Genomic DNA, 16,895 nt, shown 5'->3' on the forward strand with positions numbered 1-16,895 from the left:
GAGGACGGCGGTTGTCTTCCGGCCGGCTCGCGGTAGTGTGCCCCGGTGACCACGCATTCGAACACACCTGCAGGCTGGTACCCCGATCCGCACGGCGCGGCCCAGACGCTGCGCTACTGGGACGGCGCGCAGTGGACCGAGCACACCCACGCCGGCCAGCAGGCTCCCGCCGGGCAGCAGGCCCCCGCCGGCCAGCACGGCCAGCACGGCCAGCACGGCCAGTACCAGCAGGCGCCGGCCCAGCAGGCCGCGCCCGACGCCCGCGTGCAGCAGCAGGTGCGGCAGGAGGCCGGCGTCGTCGGCGCCGGTGTGGGCGGCGGCTCGCTGTTCAGCGAGCCGGTGCTCGTGGTGAACCAGAAGGCCAAGCTGATCGAGCTGACCAACGAGTACAAGGTCTTCGACCAGAACGGCAACCAGATCGGCGCGGTCACCGAGATCGGCCAGAACGCGCTGAAGAAGATCCTGCGGTTCGTCTCCAGCCTCGACCAGTTCATGACCCACAAGCTGGAGATCCGGGACGGCTACGGACAGCCGCTGCTGGTGCTGACCCGGCCCGCGAAGATCTTCAAGTCGCGGGTGATCGTGTCCCGTCCGGACGGCACACAGGTCGGCGAGATCGTCCAGCAGAACGTCTTCGGGAAGATCAACTTCGCGATGAACGCGAACGGCCAACAGGTCGGCGCGATCAAGGCGGAGAACTGGCGCGCCTGGAACTTCGCGATCGTCGACCACGCCGACAACGAGGTCGCCCGGATCACGAAGACCTGGGAGGGCCTGGCCAAGACCATGTTCACCACGGCGGACAACTACGTCCTCCAGATCCACTACCAGCTGCCCGAACCGCTGCTGAGCCTGGTCGTGGCGACGGCGCTGACCGTCGACACCGCCCTCAAGCAGGACTCGCGCGGCCTGGGCTGACCGGGTCCGCACGCACCCGCCCGACGGACACCGGCGGCGGTCACCACCCGGTGACCGCCGCCGGTGCCCGTAACCTCGCGGTGCCCGTGCGTCACAGCGGTGTGAGGTGCTCCGGTCCGGACCGCCGCGACCGGGGCAGCAGCGCGGGTTCCGCGGCCGCCGCGCGCGCCTCCAGGGCCAGGACGGCCGCCACGGGGTGCGCCTCGTCGCCGTCGTAGGGGTCCGGTCGCGGCCCTTCGGGGTCCGGGAGGGCCGCCTCCTCGGCGCGCGGCGTGGCCCGGGAGAGTTCCACCACGCCCCACGAGGCCAGCGCCGCTCCTGCCAGCGCGAACAGCACGCCCCGTACGCCCCCGTGCAGCCCCTGGCCGAGCAGCGTGAGCCCGATCACGGCCGCCGCCACCGGGTTGGCCAGGGTCACCACCGCCAGCGGAGCGCCCAGACCGCCCCGGTAGGCGGTCTGCGACAGCAGCAGCCCGCCCACCGCGAACGCCGCGACGAGCAGCGCCACGACGATCACCCGGGCGCTGAAGAGCGGCCCGGTGTGGTCGGTGGCGGCCACCGTGACCGTCTGGGTGAGCGCGGAGGCGACGCCCGAGGCCAGGCCGGACGCGGTCGCGTGCCGCAGCCCCGGCCGCGCTCCGGGCCGGGAGAGCGCGCCGATGAGGACGGCCGTCGCACCGGCGACGGCCAGCGCCTCGGCCGGGCTCAGCACCTGGTGGGGCGCGGGCCCGGACGCCGCGAGCAGCAGCGCGCCGAGCCCGAGCAGGGTGAGCGCGGTGCCCCGCCACTCGGCCGCGACGACCCGCCGCCCGGCCAGGCGCGCCCCCATCGGCACGGCCGCCACCAGCGTGAGCGCGCCGAGCGGCTGGACCACGGTCAGCGGACCGTACTTGAGGGCCACCACGTGCAGCAGGGCCGCGGCGCCGTTCAGCCCGACGGCGCACCACCAGGCGCCCGCGCGCAGCATCCGCAGCACACCCGCGCCCGCGGCGCGCGAGGCGAGCCGCTCCTGGGCGACGGCGGCCGCGGCATAGGCGACGGCGGAGACCAGCGAGAGGACCACGGCGAGCAGGAAGGCGCTCATCGGGCCGCCCCCACCAGGACGGTGTCCTCGACCGGCGCGGCCTGGCCGGGGACGCGCACGCGGGCGGCCGGGGCGCGGTGCGGCAGCGGTATCGCCGCCAGCGCGAGCGCGAGCAGCGCGGCCGCGGCCAGCGCGTCGAGCCAGTAGTGGTTCGCGGTGCCCACGATCACCAGCAGGGTGAACAGCGGGTGCAGCAGCCACAGCCAGCGCCACCGCGACCTGGTGGCGACGATCAGCGCGACCGCCACCATCAGGGCCCAGCCGAAGTGCAGCGAGGGCATCGCCGCGAACTGGTTGGAGAGGTGGTCGGTCTTCGGCGGCCCGTACACCGAGGGTCCGTAGACCCGCGCCGTGTCGACGAGGCCGGCCGCGCCGAGCATCCGCGGCGGGGCGAGCGGGAACGTGAGATGCAGCACCAGGGCCGCGGCGGTCACCGCGGCGAGCACCCTGCGGGTCCAGACGTAGTGCGCCGGGCGGCGCAGGTACAGCCAGACCAGCAGACCGACGGTGGCCGGGAAGTGCACGGTCGCGTAGTAGGTGTTCGCTATGTGCACGAGGGTGTCGCCGGTGTCGCCGTGCAGCAGCAGGGACTGCACCGCGCCCTCGCCGGGCAGATGGGCCCAGCGCTCCAGGTCCCAGACGTGCCGGGCGTTGTGGAGGGCCTCGCCGGTGTGGTCGGCGGCCAGTTGCCTGCCGAGTTTGTAGACCAGGAACAGGCCGGCCACGAGCAGGAGTTCGCGGACGAGCGGCGGCCGGGCGGGCCGGTCGGGCTCCGCTGCGGCGGCCTCGTTCAGGGATGTCATGCCCCGGCCCCTTCGCTGGCGGTGTACGGGTGTCCGCCCGCCGGCCCGGTCGGGCGGCAGGCTCGGACGTTGTCATCGATACGGTACCGTACCGATACGGCAGTGTACCGATACGTCGTAGTACCGGTACACTGGCGTATCGGTCGATGTACGTCACACCGGCGCGCGCCACACTGGACGGCGAACCCATCCGCATCACGAGTACGAGCGAGGAGAAGAGCGATGACATCGCAGGCCGCGGACGGACCGGACACGGTTGTCGCCTCGCGCCGCTCCAAGATCACGCCCGAGCGTGAACGGGAGTTCTTCGATGCCGTGCTCGAACAGATCCGCGAGTGCGGGTACGACGCCGTCACCATGGAGGGCGTCGCCGCCACCACCCGGTGCAGCAAGTCCACGCTCTACCGGCAGTGGAAGAACAAGCCGCAGTTCGTGGTCGCCGCGCTGCGGGCCAACCGGCGGGCCCGGTTCGCCGGGATCGACACCGGCTCGCTCGCCGAGGACCTGCGGCAGGCCGCACGGGCCGCGGGACAGTGGTCGGGCAAGGACACCCGGCTCCTCCAGGCGCTCGGACACGCGATGACGCAGGACCCGGAGCTGAAGACGGCGCTGCGCGAGACGCTGGTGGAGCCGGAGGTGGCCGCGCTGCGCGAGCTGCTGCGGCGCGGGGTCGAGCGCGGCGAGGTCCGCGCCGACAACCCGGCGCTGGAGTATGTGCCCGCGCAAATGTTCGGCGTGCTGCGCATCCGTCCCGTGCTGGACGGGGAGTTCGCCGGTCCGGACTACATGGTCCGGTTCGTGGAGGCCGCGGTGCTGCCCGCGCTCGGCCTGGACTAGCAGGAGACCCAGGCCGCCGTCCGTGGGATGACTGGACGGCGACCTGTTCGCGCCGCACCGTGGGGACGGGGGCGGCGCCACCCGGCCGGGCGGAGTTCCTCTGGAGCGGAGAGGAACCCCGCCCGGCCGACACACGACCCGGGCGGTGCGGGCCGGCTCACACGTTCTGGCCGCTCCCGCCGCCCGAGGACTCCTTGATGCCGCCGGTGATCTCGTCGATCACCGACTGGCCCTGCGCCACGTCCACGCCGAACCGGACGACGACCATCTGGCTCGGATTCCCCGGGGACGGGAAGGCCAGCGACTCCACGAAGCCGTCGGAGCCCTTGTTCGTGACCGCCTTCCAGCGCACCAGGTAGCCCTTCTGGCCGGCCACCGTGACCGCCTTGGAGGCCAGCACCTGGTGCGAGGTTATGCCGCCGTACGCCTTGCCGTACGACTGGTCGGCGTTGTCCGCGATGTCCGCCTCGGCCACCTGCCGCGCCGTGCCGACCGCCAGGGCGGGCGAGGAGGACGCGCCGCCCTTGTTGCAGCTCAGCGAGGTGTCGGCCGGACACTTGTAGGTGTCGGAGGAGTTGACCTGGGCACCGCTGCCGTTGGCGAACTGCTGGCCGTACCAGCCGCTCGGGATGGGCAGGCTGATGCCGCTGGCCGGGTCGGCCACCGAGCCGCTCCTGATCTTCGGCGGCGCGGACTGCTGCGGACCGGGCGTCTGGCCCCCGGACCCGCCCGAGCCGTCGGACCCGCCGGAGTCCCCGGACCCGCCCGACCCGCCCGACCCGCCCGGGCCTCCGAAGCCGCCGCTGCCGCCGCTCCCGTCACTGCCGCCGGACCCGCCGGAGCCGCCGAACGGGCCGCCCTGGCCGCCGGAGCCGCCGCGCCCGCCGCCCTGCCCGTTCGGCAGCTGCCGCGAGGCGGTCCGGTCACCGCCGTCGTCCTTGGTCAGCGCGTACACCCCGACCCCGATGCTCGCCAGCACCGCGGCGGCCACCGCCACGGCGATGCCCGTGCGCAGCCCACGGCGCCCTGCGGGCGCGGGCTGCCCCGGGTAGCCGGGATGGCCCGGGTAGGCGGACTGCCCCGGGTAGGCGGGCTGGCCGGGCTGGCCCGGATACCCCTGTTGGCCCGGATAACCGGGCTGGGCCGGATGCCCCGGTCGGCCCGGGTCGCCCTGGTACGCCGGGTGGGGGCCGGCGGCGGGCGGCTGCGCCGGCGGACCCCACGCGGCGGCCGACCCGGCCGGGCGGGTCCGGTCCGTCCATGCCCCGCCGTCCCACCAGCGCTCGGTGGCGGGGCCGTCACTTGTCTGCCCCGGGTCGGGATACCACCCGGGAGGAGTCACCTGCGTCATGTCCCCACCGTATGAGGCGTCCGTGAAAGAGGTATGAGAGGCCCCCGGTCGACGAGGACGCCCTCGCCCCGCCGCACACGACGCTCCCCGCGCCGCGGGGCCCCGCCCCACTGTAGGAGCCATCGCCCCGTCGGGGCAGCCCCCGTCCCCGGCCCGCCACCGGTTCCCGCCCCGGGAGCCCGGTGCACGAACCGCCGCCCCCCTCCCGTGAGCCCCGCCCCGCGCCCCACCGGCCCCGGCCCGGCGCGCCAGCCACGCACCGCCACCGCCACCGCCCGCCCCACCGCGCACCAGCACACCACCGCACCATGAATGTGCCTACACACCGTCAAATCTGCGCCAACTCACGCCCGTTGACTTTCCGCCCCTTTTCCCCGCAGGTCGCGGCCCCGCCCCGTCGCCCGCCCGTACCCGACGTCACCCGTGACGGCAACACGTGCGTGGAGCGGCCTCCGCTGGGCCTCCCGGAGGGATACGCTCGGGATTCGTACGGCGTTCGGGCGACTTGGGGAGGTAGCGGAATGACGGAGGCACGGCCGGATGCGGCCGCCCCGGCTTGCCTGTGGGAGCGCGACGAGGAAGTCACCGCCGTCCGGCGAGCGGTGGAAACCCTGCGCGCCGACCGCGCGTCCGCGGGCGGCCTGCTGGTCTTCCAGGGCGACGCGGGACTGGGCAAGACCGCCCTGCTGACCGAGACCCGCCGCATCGCCGAGGAGCACGGCTGCGCCGTGTGGTCGGCCCGCGGCGGCGAGATCCTGCGCTCCGTCCCGTTCAACGTGGTACGCCAACTGCTGCAGCCCGCCCTGCTGTCGCTGCTGCCCGAGGAGGCCCGCGAATACCTCGGCGACTGGTACGGCATCGCCGGCCCCGCCCTCGGCATAGCGGAACCCGGCGAGGGCCACGCCGACCCGCAGGCCGTGTGCGACGGTCTGGTCAACGCCGTACGCAGGCTGGCCGGGCGCGAGTGGCCGCTGGTGCTGCTGATCGACGACGCGCACTGGGCCGACGAGGAGTCCCTGCGCTGGCTCGCCGCCTTCGCCGAGAGCCTGGACGACCTGTCCGTGCTGCTCGTGGTGACCCGCAGGTCCGGCGAGGTGAGCGGCGAGAGCGCCCGGCTGCTGGACGCGGTCGCCGCCGCCGCGGGCGTGAGCGACCTGCGCGCGCTGTCCCCGGACGCCACCGCCGAACTCACCCGCACCGCCCTCGGCGCCCACGCGGACGCCCCGTTCTGCCGCGAGGTGTGGGCCGTCACCGGCGGCAACCCCTACGACGCCGTGGAACTCCTCGCCAAGGTCCGCGACAGCGAGCTGGAACCGGTCGAGTCCCGGGCCGCCGAACTGCGCGACCTGAACCGCTCCGCCCGCGGCGGCGGCCTCGTCGCACGCCTGGAGGAACTGGGCATCGACGCCACCCGGTTCGCCTGGGCCGCCGCCATCCTCGGCACCGGCATCTCCGTCGACCTGGTCGCCCAACTCGCCACCATGAGCCGGGAGGAGGCGGTGCGCTGCGCCCAACTGCTGCGCGCCGCCCGCATCCTCACCGAGCCGGACCCGGCGACCGCCCGCGGCGGCGACGGCGACCTGGAGTTCGTGCACCCGCTGATCGCCACCGCCGCCTACCACTCCATCCCGGACGCGCTGCGCACCGCCATGCACGGCATCGCCGCCCAGGTCGTGGCCGAATCCGGGCGCGGCGCCGCCGCGGCCTCCCGGCATCTGCTGGAGGTCCACCCGGACGACGACGAGGAACTGGTCGACCAGCTGCGGCAGGCCGCCCGCGAACACCTCGCCGTCGGCGCCCCGGAGGCGGCCCGCCGCTGCCTGGAGCGGGCCCTGCGGGAGCCGCCCACACCCGAGGCGCACCCACAGGTCCTCTACGAACTGGGCTGCGCCACGCTGCTGACCAAGCCCGCCACCACCATCGAGCACCTCCGCCTGGCGCTGAGCATGCCCGGCCTGGAGGGCGAGGCGCGGGTGGACGCCGTCCGCCGGCTGTCGCAGGCCCAGCTCCACAACAACCAGCTGGAGGAGGCCGTCCGCACGGTCGAGGCCGAGGCCGCCCGCCACGCACCGGGTCCCACCCGGCTGAAGCTGCACGCCATGCAGTACATGTGGGAGGGCCTGCACGCCGGTGAGACGATCTCGCCCCGCCGCTCCGAGCGCCTCGCCGAGCTCGCCGCCGGCTGCACCGGACGCGACAGCTCCGAGCGGGCGCTGCTCATCCTGCGCGGCTTCGACGCCATGGCCCGCGGCGAGAACGCCGAGGAGGTCGTCGAGCTGTGCGACCGCGCCCTCGTCAACGGCCGTCTGGCTCCCGGCCTCGGCTGGACCGACACCGAGTGGGGCGTCGAACTGCCCCTGATGCTCGCCAGCGCGTACGCCTACAGCGACCGTCTCGACCGGGCCGAGGCCCTCTACAACGAGGCTCTGCGCGCCTACGAGACCGCGGGCTGGAGCGGCGGTCACCTCGCCCTCGCGCACGCCTACGTCGGACTCGCCCACCGCAGGCGCGGCCGGCTCATCGAGGCCGAGGCGTCCCTGCGCGAGTCGCTGCGGATCGCCGAGCGGGTCGGCCGGGGACTGCCGCTGTACTGGACGGCGACCTGCAACCTGGTCGACACGCTGCTCGCCCGCGGCCATGTCGAGGAGGCCCAGGCGGTCGCCGAGCGCTACGAGTTCGCCCCGCCCTACCCGGCCACCATCGTCATCCCCGACCCGCGCAGCGTGCGCGGCAGGCTGCTGCTCGCCACCGGCCGCACCAAGGAGGGCGTCAACGAACTGGAGGCCGCCGAGAAGGCGGCGGCCGTCCGCGGCCACCACAACCCGGTGATGGTGCCCTGGGCCGCCGATCTGTCCCGCGCCCTGGCCGCGGAGGACCCGGCCCGGGCCGCCCGGCTCGCCGCCGACGTCCGCCGCCAGGCCGAGCGGTTCGGCACCGACACCGCCATAGGCGAGGCACTGCGCTGCGCGGCCGTCCTGGAGACCGGCCAGCGCGCGGTCCGGCTCGCCGCCCAGGCCGTCGCCTACCTCGAAGCGTCCCCGTGTCAGTACGAACACGCCGCGGCCCGGGTCGAGTTCGGCATCGCCTCCCGCTCGGCCGCCGAACTCGAACGGGGCCTGGCGCTGGCCGTCTCGTGCGGCGCGGACGGTCTGGCGGCCCAGGCGCGCGGGGCCCTGCGCTCGGCCCACGGACTGCTCTGAACCAGCCGCACCGGCCCGTCAGGGGGAGAGGCCGCCCTTCCTCCGCCCTTCCGGACGCCTCCGCGCCGCACCTGCGCGGTTCGCCCGTTCGGCTCCGGGTACCCGGCCGCTCGCGAAGGTGACGGAACGGGACGAAGGGGCGCGACACGATGAAGGCAGTGACCTGGCAGGGCAAGCGCGACGTCCGGGTGGAGGAGGTCCCCGACCCCACGATCCAGGAGCCGACGGACGCCGTCATCCGGATCACCTCCAGTGGCCTGTGCGGCTCCGACCTGCACCTGTACGAAGTGCTCACCCCGTTCATGACGCCCGGCGACATCCTCGGCCACGAGCCGATGGGCATCGTCGAGGAGGTCGGTCCCGAGGTGCCGAACCTCAAGCGCGGCGACCGGGTGGTCGTCCCGTTCCAGATCTCCTGCGGCCACTGCTTCATGTGCTCCTCGGGCCTCCAGACCCAGTGCGAGACGACCCAGGTCACCAGTGAGGGCATGGGCGCCGCCCTGTTCGGCTACACCCGGCTCTACGGCGCCGTCCCCGGCGCGCAGGCCGAGTACCTGCGCGTGCCGCAGGCCCACTACGGGCCGATCAAGGTGCCCGTGGGCCCGGCCGACGACCGCTTCGTCTACCTCTCCGACGTGCTGCCCACCGCCTGGCAGGCGGTCGCCTACGCCGACGTCCCGCCCGGCGGCAGCGTCGCCGTCCTGGGGCTCGGGCCCATCGGCGACATGGCCTGCCGGATCGCCCGGCTGCGCGGCGCCGAGCAGGTGTTCGGCGTGGACCTGGTGCCCGAGCGGCTGGAGCGGGCCCGCCGACGCGGGGTGAAGACGTACGACCTGCGCGACTTCGACAGCGAGAAGGAACTCGTCGCCGCCATCCGCGACGAGACGCACGGACGCGGCCCCGACTCGGTGATCGACGCGGTGGGCACCGAGGCGCACGGCAGCGCCGTCGCCCGGATGGTGCAGCAGGCCGCCGCGGTGATGCCGCGTGCCCTGAGCGGACCGCTCGCCGAACGCTTCAGCGTGGACCGGCTCGCCGCCTTCTACACCGCCATCGACCTGGTGCGCCGCGGCGGGACCATCTCGCTCTCCGGCGTGTACGGCGGCTCGGCCGACCCGCTGCCGCTGCTCACCATGTTCGACAAGCAGCTCCAGATCCGGATGGGCCAGGCCAACGTCCGCCGCTGGGTCGACGACATCCTGCCCCACCTGACGGAGGAGGACGTGCTCGGCGTCGACGACTTCGCCACCCACCGGGTGCCGCTCACCGACGCGCCGCACGCCTACGAGATCTTCCAGCACAAGCAGGACGGCGCGGTCAAGATCCTCATGTCGCCGTGACGTCCGCGTCGCCGGGCGGCCGGCCGAGGATCTCGGCCAGGTCGTAGCGGACGGGCTCCTCCAGCTGGGCGTAGGTGCAGCTGTGCGGGGCGCGGTCCGGGCGCCAGCGGCGAAAGCGCGCCGTGTGCCGGAACCGCGCCCCGTTCTCCATGTGGTCGTACGCCACCTCCGCGACCCGCTCGGGCCGCAGCGGCACCCACGACAGGTCCTTCTTGCCCGACCAGCGGCTCGGCGCCCCCGGCAGCCGGGCCGACGTGTGGGCCGCCTCGTCCGACCAGGCCGCCCACGGGTGCCCGGCCGCGTCGTCCATGCGCAGCGGCGCCAGCTCCTCGATCAGCTCGGCCCGCCGCTTCATCGCGAACGCCGCCGACACGCCGACGTGCTGGAGGCGGCCCCCGTCGTCGTAGAGGCCCAGCAGCAGGGAACCGACGACCGGCCCCGACTTGTGGAGCCGGTAGCCGGCCACCACCACGTCGGCCGTCCGCTCGTGCTTGATCTTGAACATGGCGCGCTCGTCCTGGCGGTAGGGCAGCCCCGGCGGCTTGGCGATCACCCCGTCCAGGCCCGCGCCCTCGTACTCCTCGAACCACCGCCCGGCCACCTCGACGTCCCGCGTCGCGGGCGCCACGTGGACCGGCGCCGTCACCCCTTGGAGCGCCCTGACCAGCAGCGCCCGCCGGTCCTCCAGCACCACGTCCAGCAGCGAGGCGTCGTCCAGCGCGAGCAGGTCGAAGGCGACGAAGGAGGCCGGCGTCCGCCGCGCCAGCGTGCGCACCCGGGAGTCGGCGGGGTGGATCCGCTCGGTCAGCGCGTCGAAGTCCAGCCGCCCCTCGCGGGCGATCACGATCTCCCCGTCCAGGACGCACCGCTCGGGCACCCGCTCCCTCAGCGCCGCCACCAGCTCGGGGAAGTACCGGGTCAGCGGCTTGCCGGTCCGGCTGCCCAGCTCCACCTCGGGGCCGTCGCGGAACACGATTGCCCGGAAGCCGTCCCACTTCGCCTCGTACTGCATGCCCGGCGGGATCCTCGCCACCGGCTTGGCGAGCATCGGCTTCACGGGCGGCATCACGGGCAGCTCCATGCAAGCGATTGTGCGGGCCCGCGATCCTCCGCGCCCGTTCACGGCCGGTGGTCCGGTGTGCGGGGGCCGCGCGCTGCACCTACCGTGGCACGCATGGGCGAAGCGGTGGAACTGGACGTGGCCGGCCGGACCGTACGGCTGTCCAGTCCGGACAAGGTCTTCTTCCCGGAGCGCGGCTACACCAAGCTGGACGTGGCCCGCTACTACCAGGCGGTCGCCCCCGGCATCCTGCGCGCCCTGCGCGACCGCCCCACCACCCTGGAGCGCTACCCGGACGGCATCACCGGCGAGTGGTTCTACCAGAAGCGCGCGCCCAAGGGCATGCCCGACTGGATCCCGACCGCCCACATCACCTTCCCCAGCGGGCGCAGCGCCGACGAGATGTGCCCCACCGAGGAGGCGGCCGTGGTGTGGGCCGCCCAGTACGGCACCCTCACCTTCCACCCCTGGCCGGTGCGCCGCCACGACGTCGACCACCCCGACGAACTGCGCGTCGACCTCGACCCGCAGCCCGGCACCGACTACGCCGACGCGGTCCGCGCCGCCGGTGAACTGCGCGCCGTGCTGGCGGAGTTCGGCGGACTGCGCGGCTGGCCCAAGACCTCCGGCGGGCGCGGACTGCACGTCTTCGTGCCCATCGAGCCGCGCTGGACCTTCACCCAGGTGCGCCGGGCCGCCATCGCGGTGGGCCGGGAACTGGAGCGCCGGATGCCCGAACGGGTGACGATCAAGTGGTGGAAGGAGGAGCGCGGCGCCCGCATTTTCGTCGACTACAACCAGACCGCCCGCGATCGCACCATCGCCTCCGCCTACTCGGTGCGCCCCCGCCCCGACGCCCCGGTCTCCGCGCCGCTGCGCTGGGAGGAGGTGGGCGTCGCGCACCCCGAGGACTTCGACATCACGACGATGCCCGCCCGCTTCGCCGAGGTGGGCGACGTGCACGCCGACATGGACGACCACGCCTTCGCCCTGGACGCGCTGCTGGAGCTGGCCGACCGCGACGAACGCGACCACGGCCTCGCCGACCTGCCCTATCCGCCCGAGTACCCGAAGATGCCGGGCGAGCCCAAACGGGTCCAGCCCAGCCGCGCCAAGCGGGCGGACCGGCCCGGCCGCGCCAAGCGGGAGGACCGGCCCGCGCCCGAGGCGTCGTAGGCCGCGCTCACCCGCGTCGTCGCGGAGCCGGCCGCAGGACCGCGAAACGGGCGCCGCAGGGGTCGGCGAGGCGGGCGACGCGGCCGACGTCCGCGATGTCGGTGGCGGGCAGCCGGACCGTGCCGCCCAGCTCCGCCGCCCGGCCGGTCACGGCGTCCACGTCCGGCACGGCGAAGTACGGCATCCAGTACGCGCCCGCCGCCGCCTCCGTCGGGTCCTCGGCGAGCGGCACGAAGCCGCCGAACGCGGCGTCCTCCCCGCCCTCGGCCGGATTGACGAGGGTGTACGTGCCGTCGGGGAAGGACGCCGCCGCGGTCTCCAGGCCCAGCACCCGGTGGTAGAAGGCGGCGGCCGCCGCGATGTCCGGCGTGTACAGCTCGGCCCAGCACAGCGCGCCGGGCGCGCCCGTCACCTCCAGGCCCTCGGTCCGCCCCGGCTGCCAGAGCCCGAACCGCACGCCCGCCCGGTCGGCGAGCAGCGCCATACGGCCCTCGTCCATGACGTCGACCGGCCGGAGCAGCACACCGCCGTGCGCCTGCTCGGCGGCGACGGCGCTCGCCCGTGCGTCGGGAGTGCGGAAGTACACGGTCCAGGAGGGCGGCCCCTGGTCCGGCCGGATCCGCGCGCCGCCGGCCACGGTACGGCCGTCCAGCCGGAAGAAGCCGTAGTCGCCGCCTTCGGGTCCGGCCGGGCGGAACTCCCAGCCGAACAGGGCGCCGTAGAAGGCGCGGACGCCGTCGAGGTCGGGGGCGCCGACGTCGATCCAGCTGGGAGCGCCGTCGACGAAACGGGTGGTGAGCATCGTCGCCCTCCTCGGCAGGGGCCCGCGGTCCGCTCCGCGTGTGCTCTGCCGAGTCTCGCACCGCCCGCGGACGAACGCCGCCGCAGCACGCGGGTGGGCGCGCCGCCGTGCGCCGCCGTCGCCGCCGGGCCATCATCGAGGCGGCCGGGGGACCGCGGGCGGCGCGTTGATCCGGCGTTGATCGAACGTTTTTCGCCGCCTGCGACGCTTTCGGACATGCACATCGAGACGATCACCCCGGCCGACCCCGCCTGGCAGGCCCAGGCGCTGTGCGCGCAGACCGGGGCCGACTTCTTCTTCCCCGAGCCGGGCAGCTCCGTGCGCGAGGCCAAGCGCATCTGCGGTCTGTGCGAGATGCGCCCGGCCTGCCTGGAGTACGCCCTCGCCAACGACGAACGCTTCGGCGTCTGGGGCGGCCTGTCCGAGAAGGAACGGCTGAGCCTGCGCCGGACCGCGCGCTAGGCGCGCCGCTCGGGGCGGGCGGCGCGCCGCCGCACGACAGCCGTCGGGCCCGGCGGCACGCGGCCGTGGGGGAGGGGCGTTCAGCCGGCGGCGCGGGCCGCCATGCGCGCCTTGCGGGCCGCCAGCCGCTCGTCGAACTTGGCCGCCTCCGCGTCCAGGCCGCCCATGTACAGGCCCAGCTCCTCCTGCGCCTGGCGGCCCTCCGGGCCGAGGCCGTCGATGTCCAGCACCTTCAGGAAGCGCAGCACCGGCTGGAGCACGTCGTCGTGGTGGATGCGCAGGTTGTAGACCTCGCCGATGGCCATCTGCGCCGCCGCCCGCTCAAAGCCGGGGATCCCGTGGCCGGGCATGCGGAAGTCGACCACCACGTCGCGCACCGCCCGCATGGTCAGGTCGGGGGCGAGGTCGAAGGCGGCCCCGAGCAGGTTGCGGTAGAAGACCATGTGCAGGTTCTCGTCGGTCGCGATGCGCGCCAGCATGCGGTCGCAGACCGGGTCGCCGGACTGGTGGCCGGTGTTGCGGTGCGAGATGCGGGTGGCCAGTTCCTGGAAGGCGACGTAGGCGATCGAGTGCAGCATCGAGTGCCGGTTGTCGGACTCGAAGCCCTCGCTCATGTGGGCCATCCGGAACCGCTCCAGCTTGTCCGGGTCGACGGCGCGCGAGGCGAGCAGGTAGTCCCGCATCACGATGCCGTGCCGGCCCTCCTCCGCCGTCCAGCGGTGCACCCAGGTGCCCCAGGCGCCGTCGCGGCCGAAGAGGCTGGCGATCTCGTGGTGGTAGCTGGGCAGGTTGTCCTCGGTCAGCAGATTCACCACCAGGGCGATCCGGCCGATCTCGGTGACCTTGGACTGCTCCTTGTCCCACGCCTCGCCGTCGGCGAAGATGCCGGGGAAGTTGCGGCCGTCGCTCCACGGGACGTACTCGTGGGGCATCCAGTCCTTGGCGACCTTCAGATGCCGGTTCAGCTCCTTCTCGACCACTTCCTCCAGCGCGTACAGCAGCCGGGCGTCGGTCCAGACGGCGGACGGGCTGCCGAGAGAGGGGGAGGTGATCGTCATGGGTACTCCAGGGGGACGTGCGAGCCGGGCGGGAGCCGGCACAGCCAAGCGGGGGACGGTCGAACGGGCCGGCGAGCGGTGCCGGCCAACCTACGGGATCGTAGGCTACGAAACCGTAGGTTACGAACCCGTAGGTTAAGACCGCTGTAAAGGCCGCCCGGCAAACTCCTTCCGGCCGCCCCATCAGGCCGCATGACGGACCGTGAGCGGACCCCGTGTCCCGCCCGGACCAAGCGGGACACGCGCGGCATCACCCGTTCGGACGCATGCCCCGAGGACCGCACGCTACTCGGCGGCCGCGATCTCCTCCCAGCTGGTCTCCTTCAGTTCCCCCTCCTCCACCAGCAGCCAGCGGGTGATGCCGACGGAGCGCAGGAACGGCAGGTCGTGGCCGGCCACGATCAGCGCGCCCTCGTAGGACTCCAGCGCGCTGGTCAGCCGGCGCACGCTCGCCATGTCGAGGTTGTTCGTCGGCTCGTCCAGCAGCAGCAGTTGGGGCGCGGGCTCGGCCAGCATCAGCGCGGCCAGCGCGGCCCGGAAGCGTTCGCCGCCGGACAGCGTCGCCGCCTTCTGGTCGGCCCGCGCGCCCCGGAACAGGAAGCGGGCCAGCCGGGCCCGGACGTGGTTGCCGGTGGCGTCCGGCGCGAACCGGGCCACGTTCTCCACGACGCTCAGCTCGTCGTCCAGGACGTCGAGGCGCTGCGGCAGGAACCGCAGCGGCACGTGCGCCACCGCCTCCCCGGACACCGGCGGCAGCTGACCGGCGATGGTGCGCAGCAGCGTCGTCTTGCCCGCGCCGTTGCGCCCGACCAGCGCCACCCGCTCCGGACCGCGCAGATCGAGCCCGCCGGACACTCGCGTGCCGTACGCCGATTCCAGATCGCGCAGGGTGAGCACGTCACGGCCGGGCGGCACCGCCGTGTACGGCAGCTCGACGCGGATCTCGTCGTCGTCGCGCACCGCCTCCGCCGCCTCGTCCAGGCGTTCCCTGGCCGCGGACAGCTTCTCCTCGTGCAGGATCCGGTGCTTGCCCGCGGACTCCTGCGCGGCCCGCTTGCGCGCGCCCATCACGATCTTCGGCTCCCGCTTGCTGTCCCACATCTTCTGCCCGTACCGCTTGCGGCGGGCCAACTTGACCTGCGCGTCGGTCAGTTCGCGCTTCTGGCGGCGCAGGTCGGCCTCGGCGACGCGCACCATCCGCTCGGCGGCGTCCTGTTCGACGGCGAGGGCCTCCTCGTACGCCGAGAAGTTGCCGCCGTACCAGGTGACCCGGCCGGCGCGCAGATCGGCGATCTGGTCCACCAGTTCCAGCAGTTCGCGGTCGTGGCTGACCACGACCAGCACGCCGGGCCAGGCCGCGACGGCCGAGTACAGCCGCCGGCGCGCGTACAGGTCGAGGTTGTTGGTCGGTTCGTCCAGCAGCAGGACGTCCGGGCGGCGCAGCAGCAGCGCCGCCAGCCGCAGCAGCACCGACTCGCCGCCGGACACCTCGCCGACGGTGCGGTCCAGGCCGATGTGGCCGAGACCGAGCTCGCCGAGCGTGGCCAGGGCGCGTTCCTCGACGTCCCAGTCGTCGCCGAGGGCCTCGAAGTGCTCCTCGGCCGCGTCGCCCGCCTCGATGGCGTGCAGCGCGGCCCGCCGCCCGGCGATGCCGAGGGCCTCGTCGACCCGCAGGCCGGTGCCGAGGGTGACGTTCTGCGGGAGGTAGCCGACCTCGCCGGCCACCCGGACGACGCCGTCGGCGGGCGGCAGCTCGCCCGCGATCAGCTTCAACAGGGTCGATTTTCCGGTGCCGTTGACGCCGACGAGCCCGGTGCGGCCGGGGCCGAAGGCGATGTCGAGGCCGGTGAAGACGGACGTGCCGTCGGGCCAGGCGAAGGACAGGGCGGTGCAGGTGATGGATGCTGACATGAGCGCCTCGCGGGTGCTGGATGCGGTCTGGGGCGGACACGTGTCGAGACACCGCGAGCGGGGAGGCCGTGTAGGAGAGGAGGCACGGGGCAGGAGAAGAGCCCTGGGCCGGACTTCCGGGAGGACGGCTCGAACGCCGAGGTCGGACGCGACGCACACACCCCGTGGGGTGTGACGCGGTGTCTCAGGACCTCAGACGAGCAACGTCCTTCTCCAATCGACGGCAACAGGAACGCTGCAACCGTACGAGCGGCCCGAGCGGCCTGTCAACGACATATCCGCGTGGGCGCCGCGCCCACCGTGCCAAGGAGATCCGCCCGTGTCCCTCGGTCCGCTCCCACCGCACCGGCTCTCGCTTCCGGCCCGCCTCTGCCTGCTGGCCTGGGACACCTCGGCCCGGCGCGTCGCCGGCGCCGCCCAGCTGCCGCACCTGGTGCGGGCCGGCGCGCTGACCGAGCTGGTGCGGCGCGGGCTGCTGGTCGACGACGACGGCATCGCCACCCCCGTCGACCTGGACGCGCGCACCGGCGACCCGGTGCTGGACGGCCTGCTCGACCTGGTCCGGGAGTCCTGCCCGCGCCGCTGGCGGACCTGGGTGACGCTGCACGCCCGGCACACCCTGGTGGCCGTGCGGGAGCAGCTGACCGCCGAGGGATACCTGCGCGCCGAGAAGCGGCGGGTGTTCGGCCTCTTCCCGTCGGTGGAGTACGTCCTGGAGCGCGTCGCCGCCGTGGACGCGCTGCGCGCGGAGGCGCGGCAGGCGCTCGACGGCGACCGCCCGGCCGCCGAGGTCGCCGAGGACACCGCCGCCGCGGTCGCCCTGGCCGCCGCGGCGCGGCTGCGCACCCTGGCGCCCGACCGCGAGCGCGGACCGCGGGGGCGGCGCGTGGAGG

At 74.2% G+C, this 16,895-nt stretch carries 14 protein-coding genes; 7 read left to right on the top strand and 7 right to left on the bottom strand.

Going from position 1 to position 16,895, the window contains the following annotated elements; all coding sequences use genetic code 11:
- The first annotated feature begins 45 nt into the window (after positions 1–45).
- Positions 46–918, top strand: coding sequence for a phospholipid scramblase-related protein (locus ABEB07_RS08130; RefSeq protein WP_345667623.1), 873 nt, complete (start codon positions 46–48; stop codon positions 916–918).
- A 91-nt stretch (positions 919–1,009) separates the two neighbouring features.
- Here the strand turns inward: ABEB07_RS08130 and ABEB07_RS08135 are convergent, their stop codons facing one another.
- Complete coding sequence (locus ABEB07_RS08135; RefSeq protein WP_345667624.1) at positions 1,010–2,002, bottom strand: DMT family protein; 993 nt, start codon at positions 2,000–2,002, stop codon at positions 1,010–1,012.
- Positions 1,999–2,805: a phosphatase PAP2 family protein gene (locus ABEB07_RS08140; protein ID WP_176151229.1), complete on the bottom strand. Its 807-nt coding sequence runs from the start codon at positions 2,803–2,805 to the stop codon at positions 1,999–2,001. The genes ABEB07_RS08135 and ABEB07_RS08140 overlap by 4 nt, the downstream gene beginning before the upstream one ends.
- A 222-nt stretch (positions 2,806–3,027) precedes the next feature.
- On the opposite strand from ABEB07_RS08140, the gene ABEB07_RS08145 reads away from it, so the two are divergent.
- On the top strand, positions 3,028–3,642 hold the full coding sequence (locus ABEB07_RS08145; RefSeq protein ID WP_176151230.1) for a TetR/AcrR family transcriptional regulator: 615 nt from the start codon (positions 3,028–3,030) through the stop codon (positions 3,640–3,642).
- Between the two features lie 157 nt (positions 3,643–3,799).
- Here ABEB07_RS08145 and ABEB07_RS08150 read toward each other — a convergent pair whose 3' ends face one another.
- Positions 3,800–4,993, bottom strand: coding sequence for a DUF2510 domain-containing protein (locus tag ABEB07_RS08150; protein WP_345667625.1), 1,194 nt, complete (start codon positions 4,991–4,993; stop codon positions 3,800–3,802).
- Between the two features lie 521 nt (positions 4,994–5,514).
- Here ABEB07_RS08150 and ABEB07_RS08155 point away from each other — a divergent pair.
- Together ABEB07_RS08155 and ABEB07_RS08160 are read left to right on the top strand one after the other, a co-directional pair.
- Positions 5,515–8,193 (top strand): ATP-binding protein, encoded by a 2,679-nt coding sequence (locus ABEB07_RS08155; protein WP_176151232.1) that lies wholly within the window; start codon positions 5,515–5,517, stop codon positions 8,191–8,193.
- A gap of 149 nt (positions 8,194–8,342) precedes the next feature.
- Complete coding sequence (locus ABEB07_RS08160) at positions 8,343–9,533, top strand: zinc-dependent alcohol dehydrogenase (RefSeq protein ID WP_345667626.1); 1,191 nt, start codon at positions 8,343–8,345, stop codon at positions 9,531–9,533.
- Here ABEB07_RS08160 and ABEB07_RS08165 read toward each other — a convergent pair.
- Positions 9,520–10,614 (bottom strand): ATP-dependent DNA ligase, encoded by a 1,095-nt coding sequence (locus ABEB07_RS08165; RefSeq protein WP_345667627.1) that lies wholly within the window; start codon positions 10,612–10,614, stop codon positions 9,520–9,522. The two genes, ABEB07_RS08160 and ABEB07_RS08165, sit on opposite strands and share 14 nt — an antisense overlap.
- 93 nt (positions 10,615–10,707) lie before the next feature.
- Here ABEB07_RS08165 and ligD point away from each other — a divergent pair, with 93 nt between their 5' ends.
- Positions 10,708–11,769, top strand: a complete 1,062-nt coding sequence (gene ligD / locus ABEB07_RS08170; protein WP_345667628.1) for a non-homologous end-joining DNA ligase — start codon at positions 10,708–10,710, stop codon at positions 11,767–11,769.
- Positions 11,770–11,776: 7 nt separating this feature from the next.
- Here the strand turns inward: ligD and ABEB07_RS08175 are convergent, their stop codons facing one another.
- Positions 11,777–12,571: a VOC family protein gene (locus ABEB07_RS08175; RefSeq protein ID WP_345667629.1), complete on the bottom strand. Its 795-nt coding sequence runs from the start codon at positions 12,569–12,571 to the stop codon at positions 11,777–11,779.
- Between the two features lie 216 nt (positions 12,572–12,787).
- On the opposite strand from ABEB07_RS08175, the gene ABEB07_RS08180 reads away from it, so the two are divergent.
- Positions 12,788–13,033, top strand: coding sequence for a WhiB family transcriptional regulator (locus ABEB07_RS08180; RefSeq protein ID WP_176151236.1), 246 nt, complete (start codon positions 12,788–12,790; stop codon positions 13,031–13,033).
- 80 nt (positions 13,034–13,113) lie between these two features.
- Here the strand turns inward: ABEB07_RS08180 and ABEB07_RS08185 are convergent, their stop codons facing one another.
- Positions 13,114–14,091, bottom strand: a complete 978-nt coding sequence (locus ABEB07_RS08185) for an acyl-ACP desaturase (protein WP_345667630.1) — start codon at positions 14,089–14,091, stop codon at positions 13,114–13,116.
- 285 nt (positions 14,092–14,376) lie between these two features.
- Positions 14,377–16,002 carry an ABC-F family ATP-binding cassette domain-containing protein gene (locus ABEB07_RS08190; RefSeq protein ID WP_345667631.1) on the bottom strand — a complete coding sequence of 542 codons (1,626 nt, stop codon included), beginning with the start codon at positions 16,000–16,002 and terminating at the stop codon, positions 14,377–14,379.
- A 319-nt stretch (positions 16,003–16,321) separates the two neighbouring features.
- On the opposite strand from ABEB07_RS08190, the gene ABEB07_RS08195 reads away from it, so the two are divergent.
- Positions 16,322–16,895 (top strand): GOLPH3/VPS74 family protein (locus ABEB07_RS08195; RefSeq protein WP_345667632.1); only part of this gene is annotated, 574 nt, incomplete at its 3' end.

It is taken from the genome of Streptomyces similanensis (genome assembly GCF_039543625.1).
Taxonomy (GTDB): Bacteria; Actinomycetota; Actinomycetes; order Streptomycetales; family Streptomycetaceae; genus Streptomyces; species Streptomyces similanensis.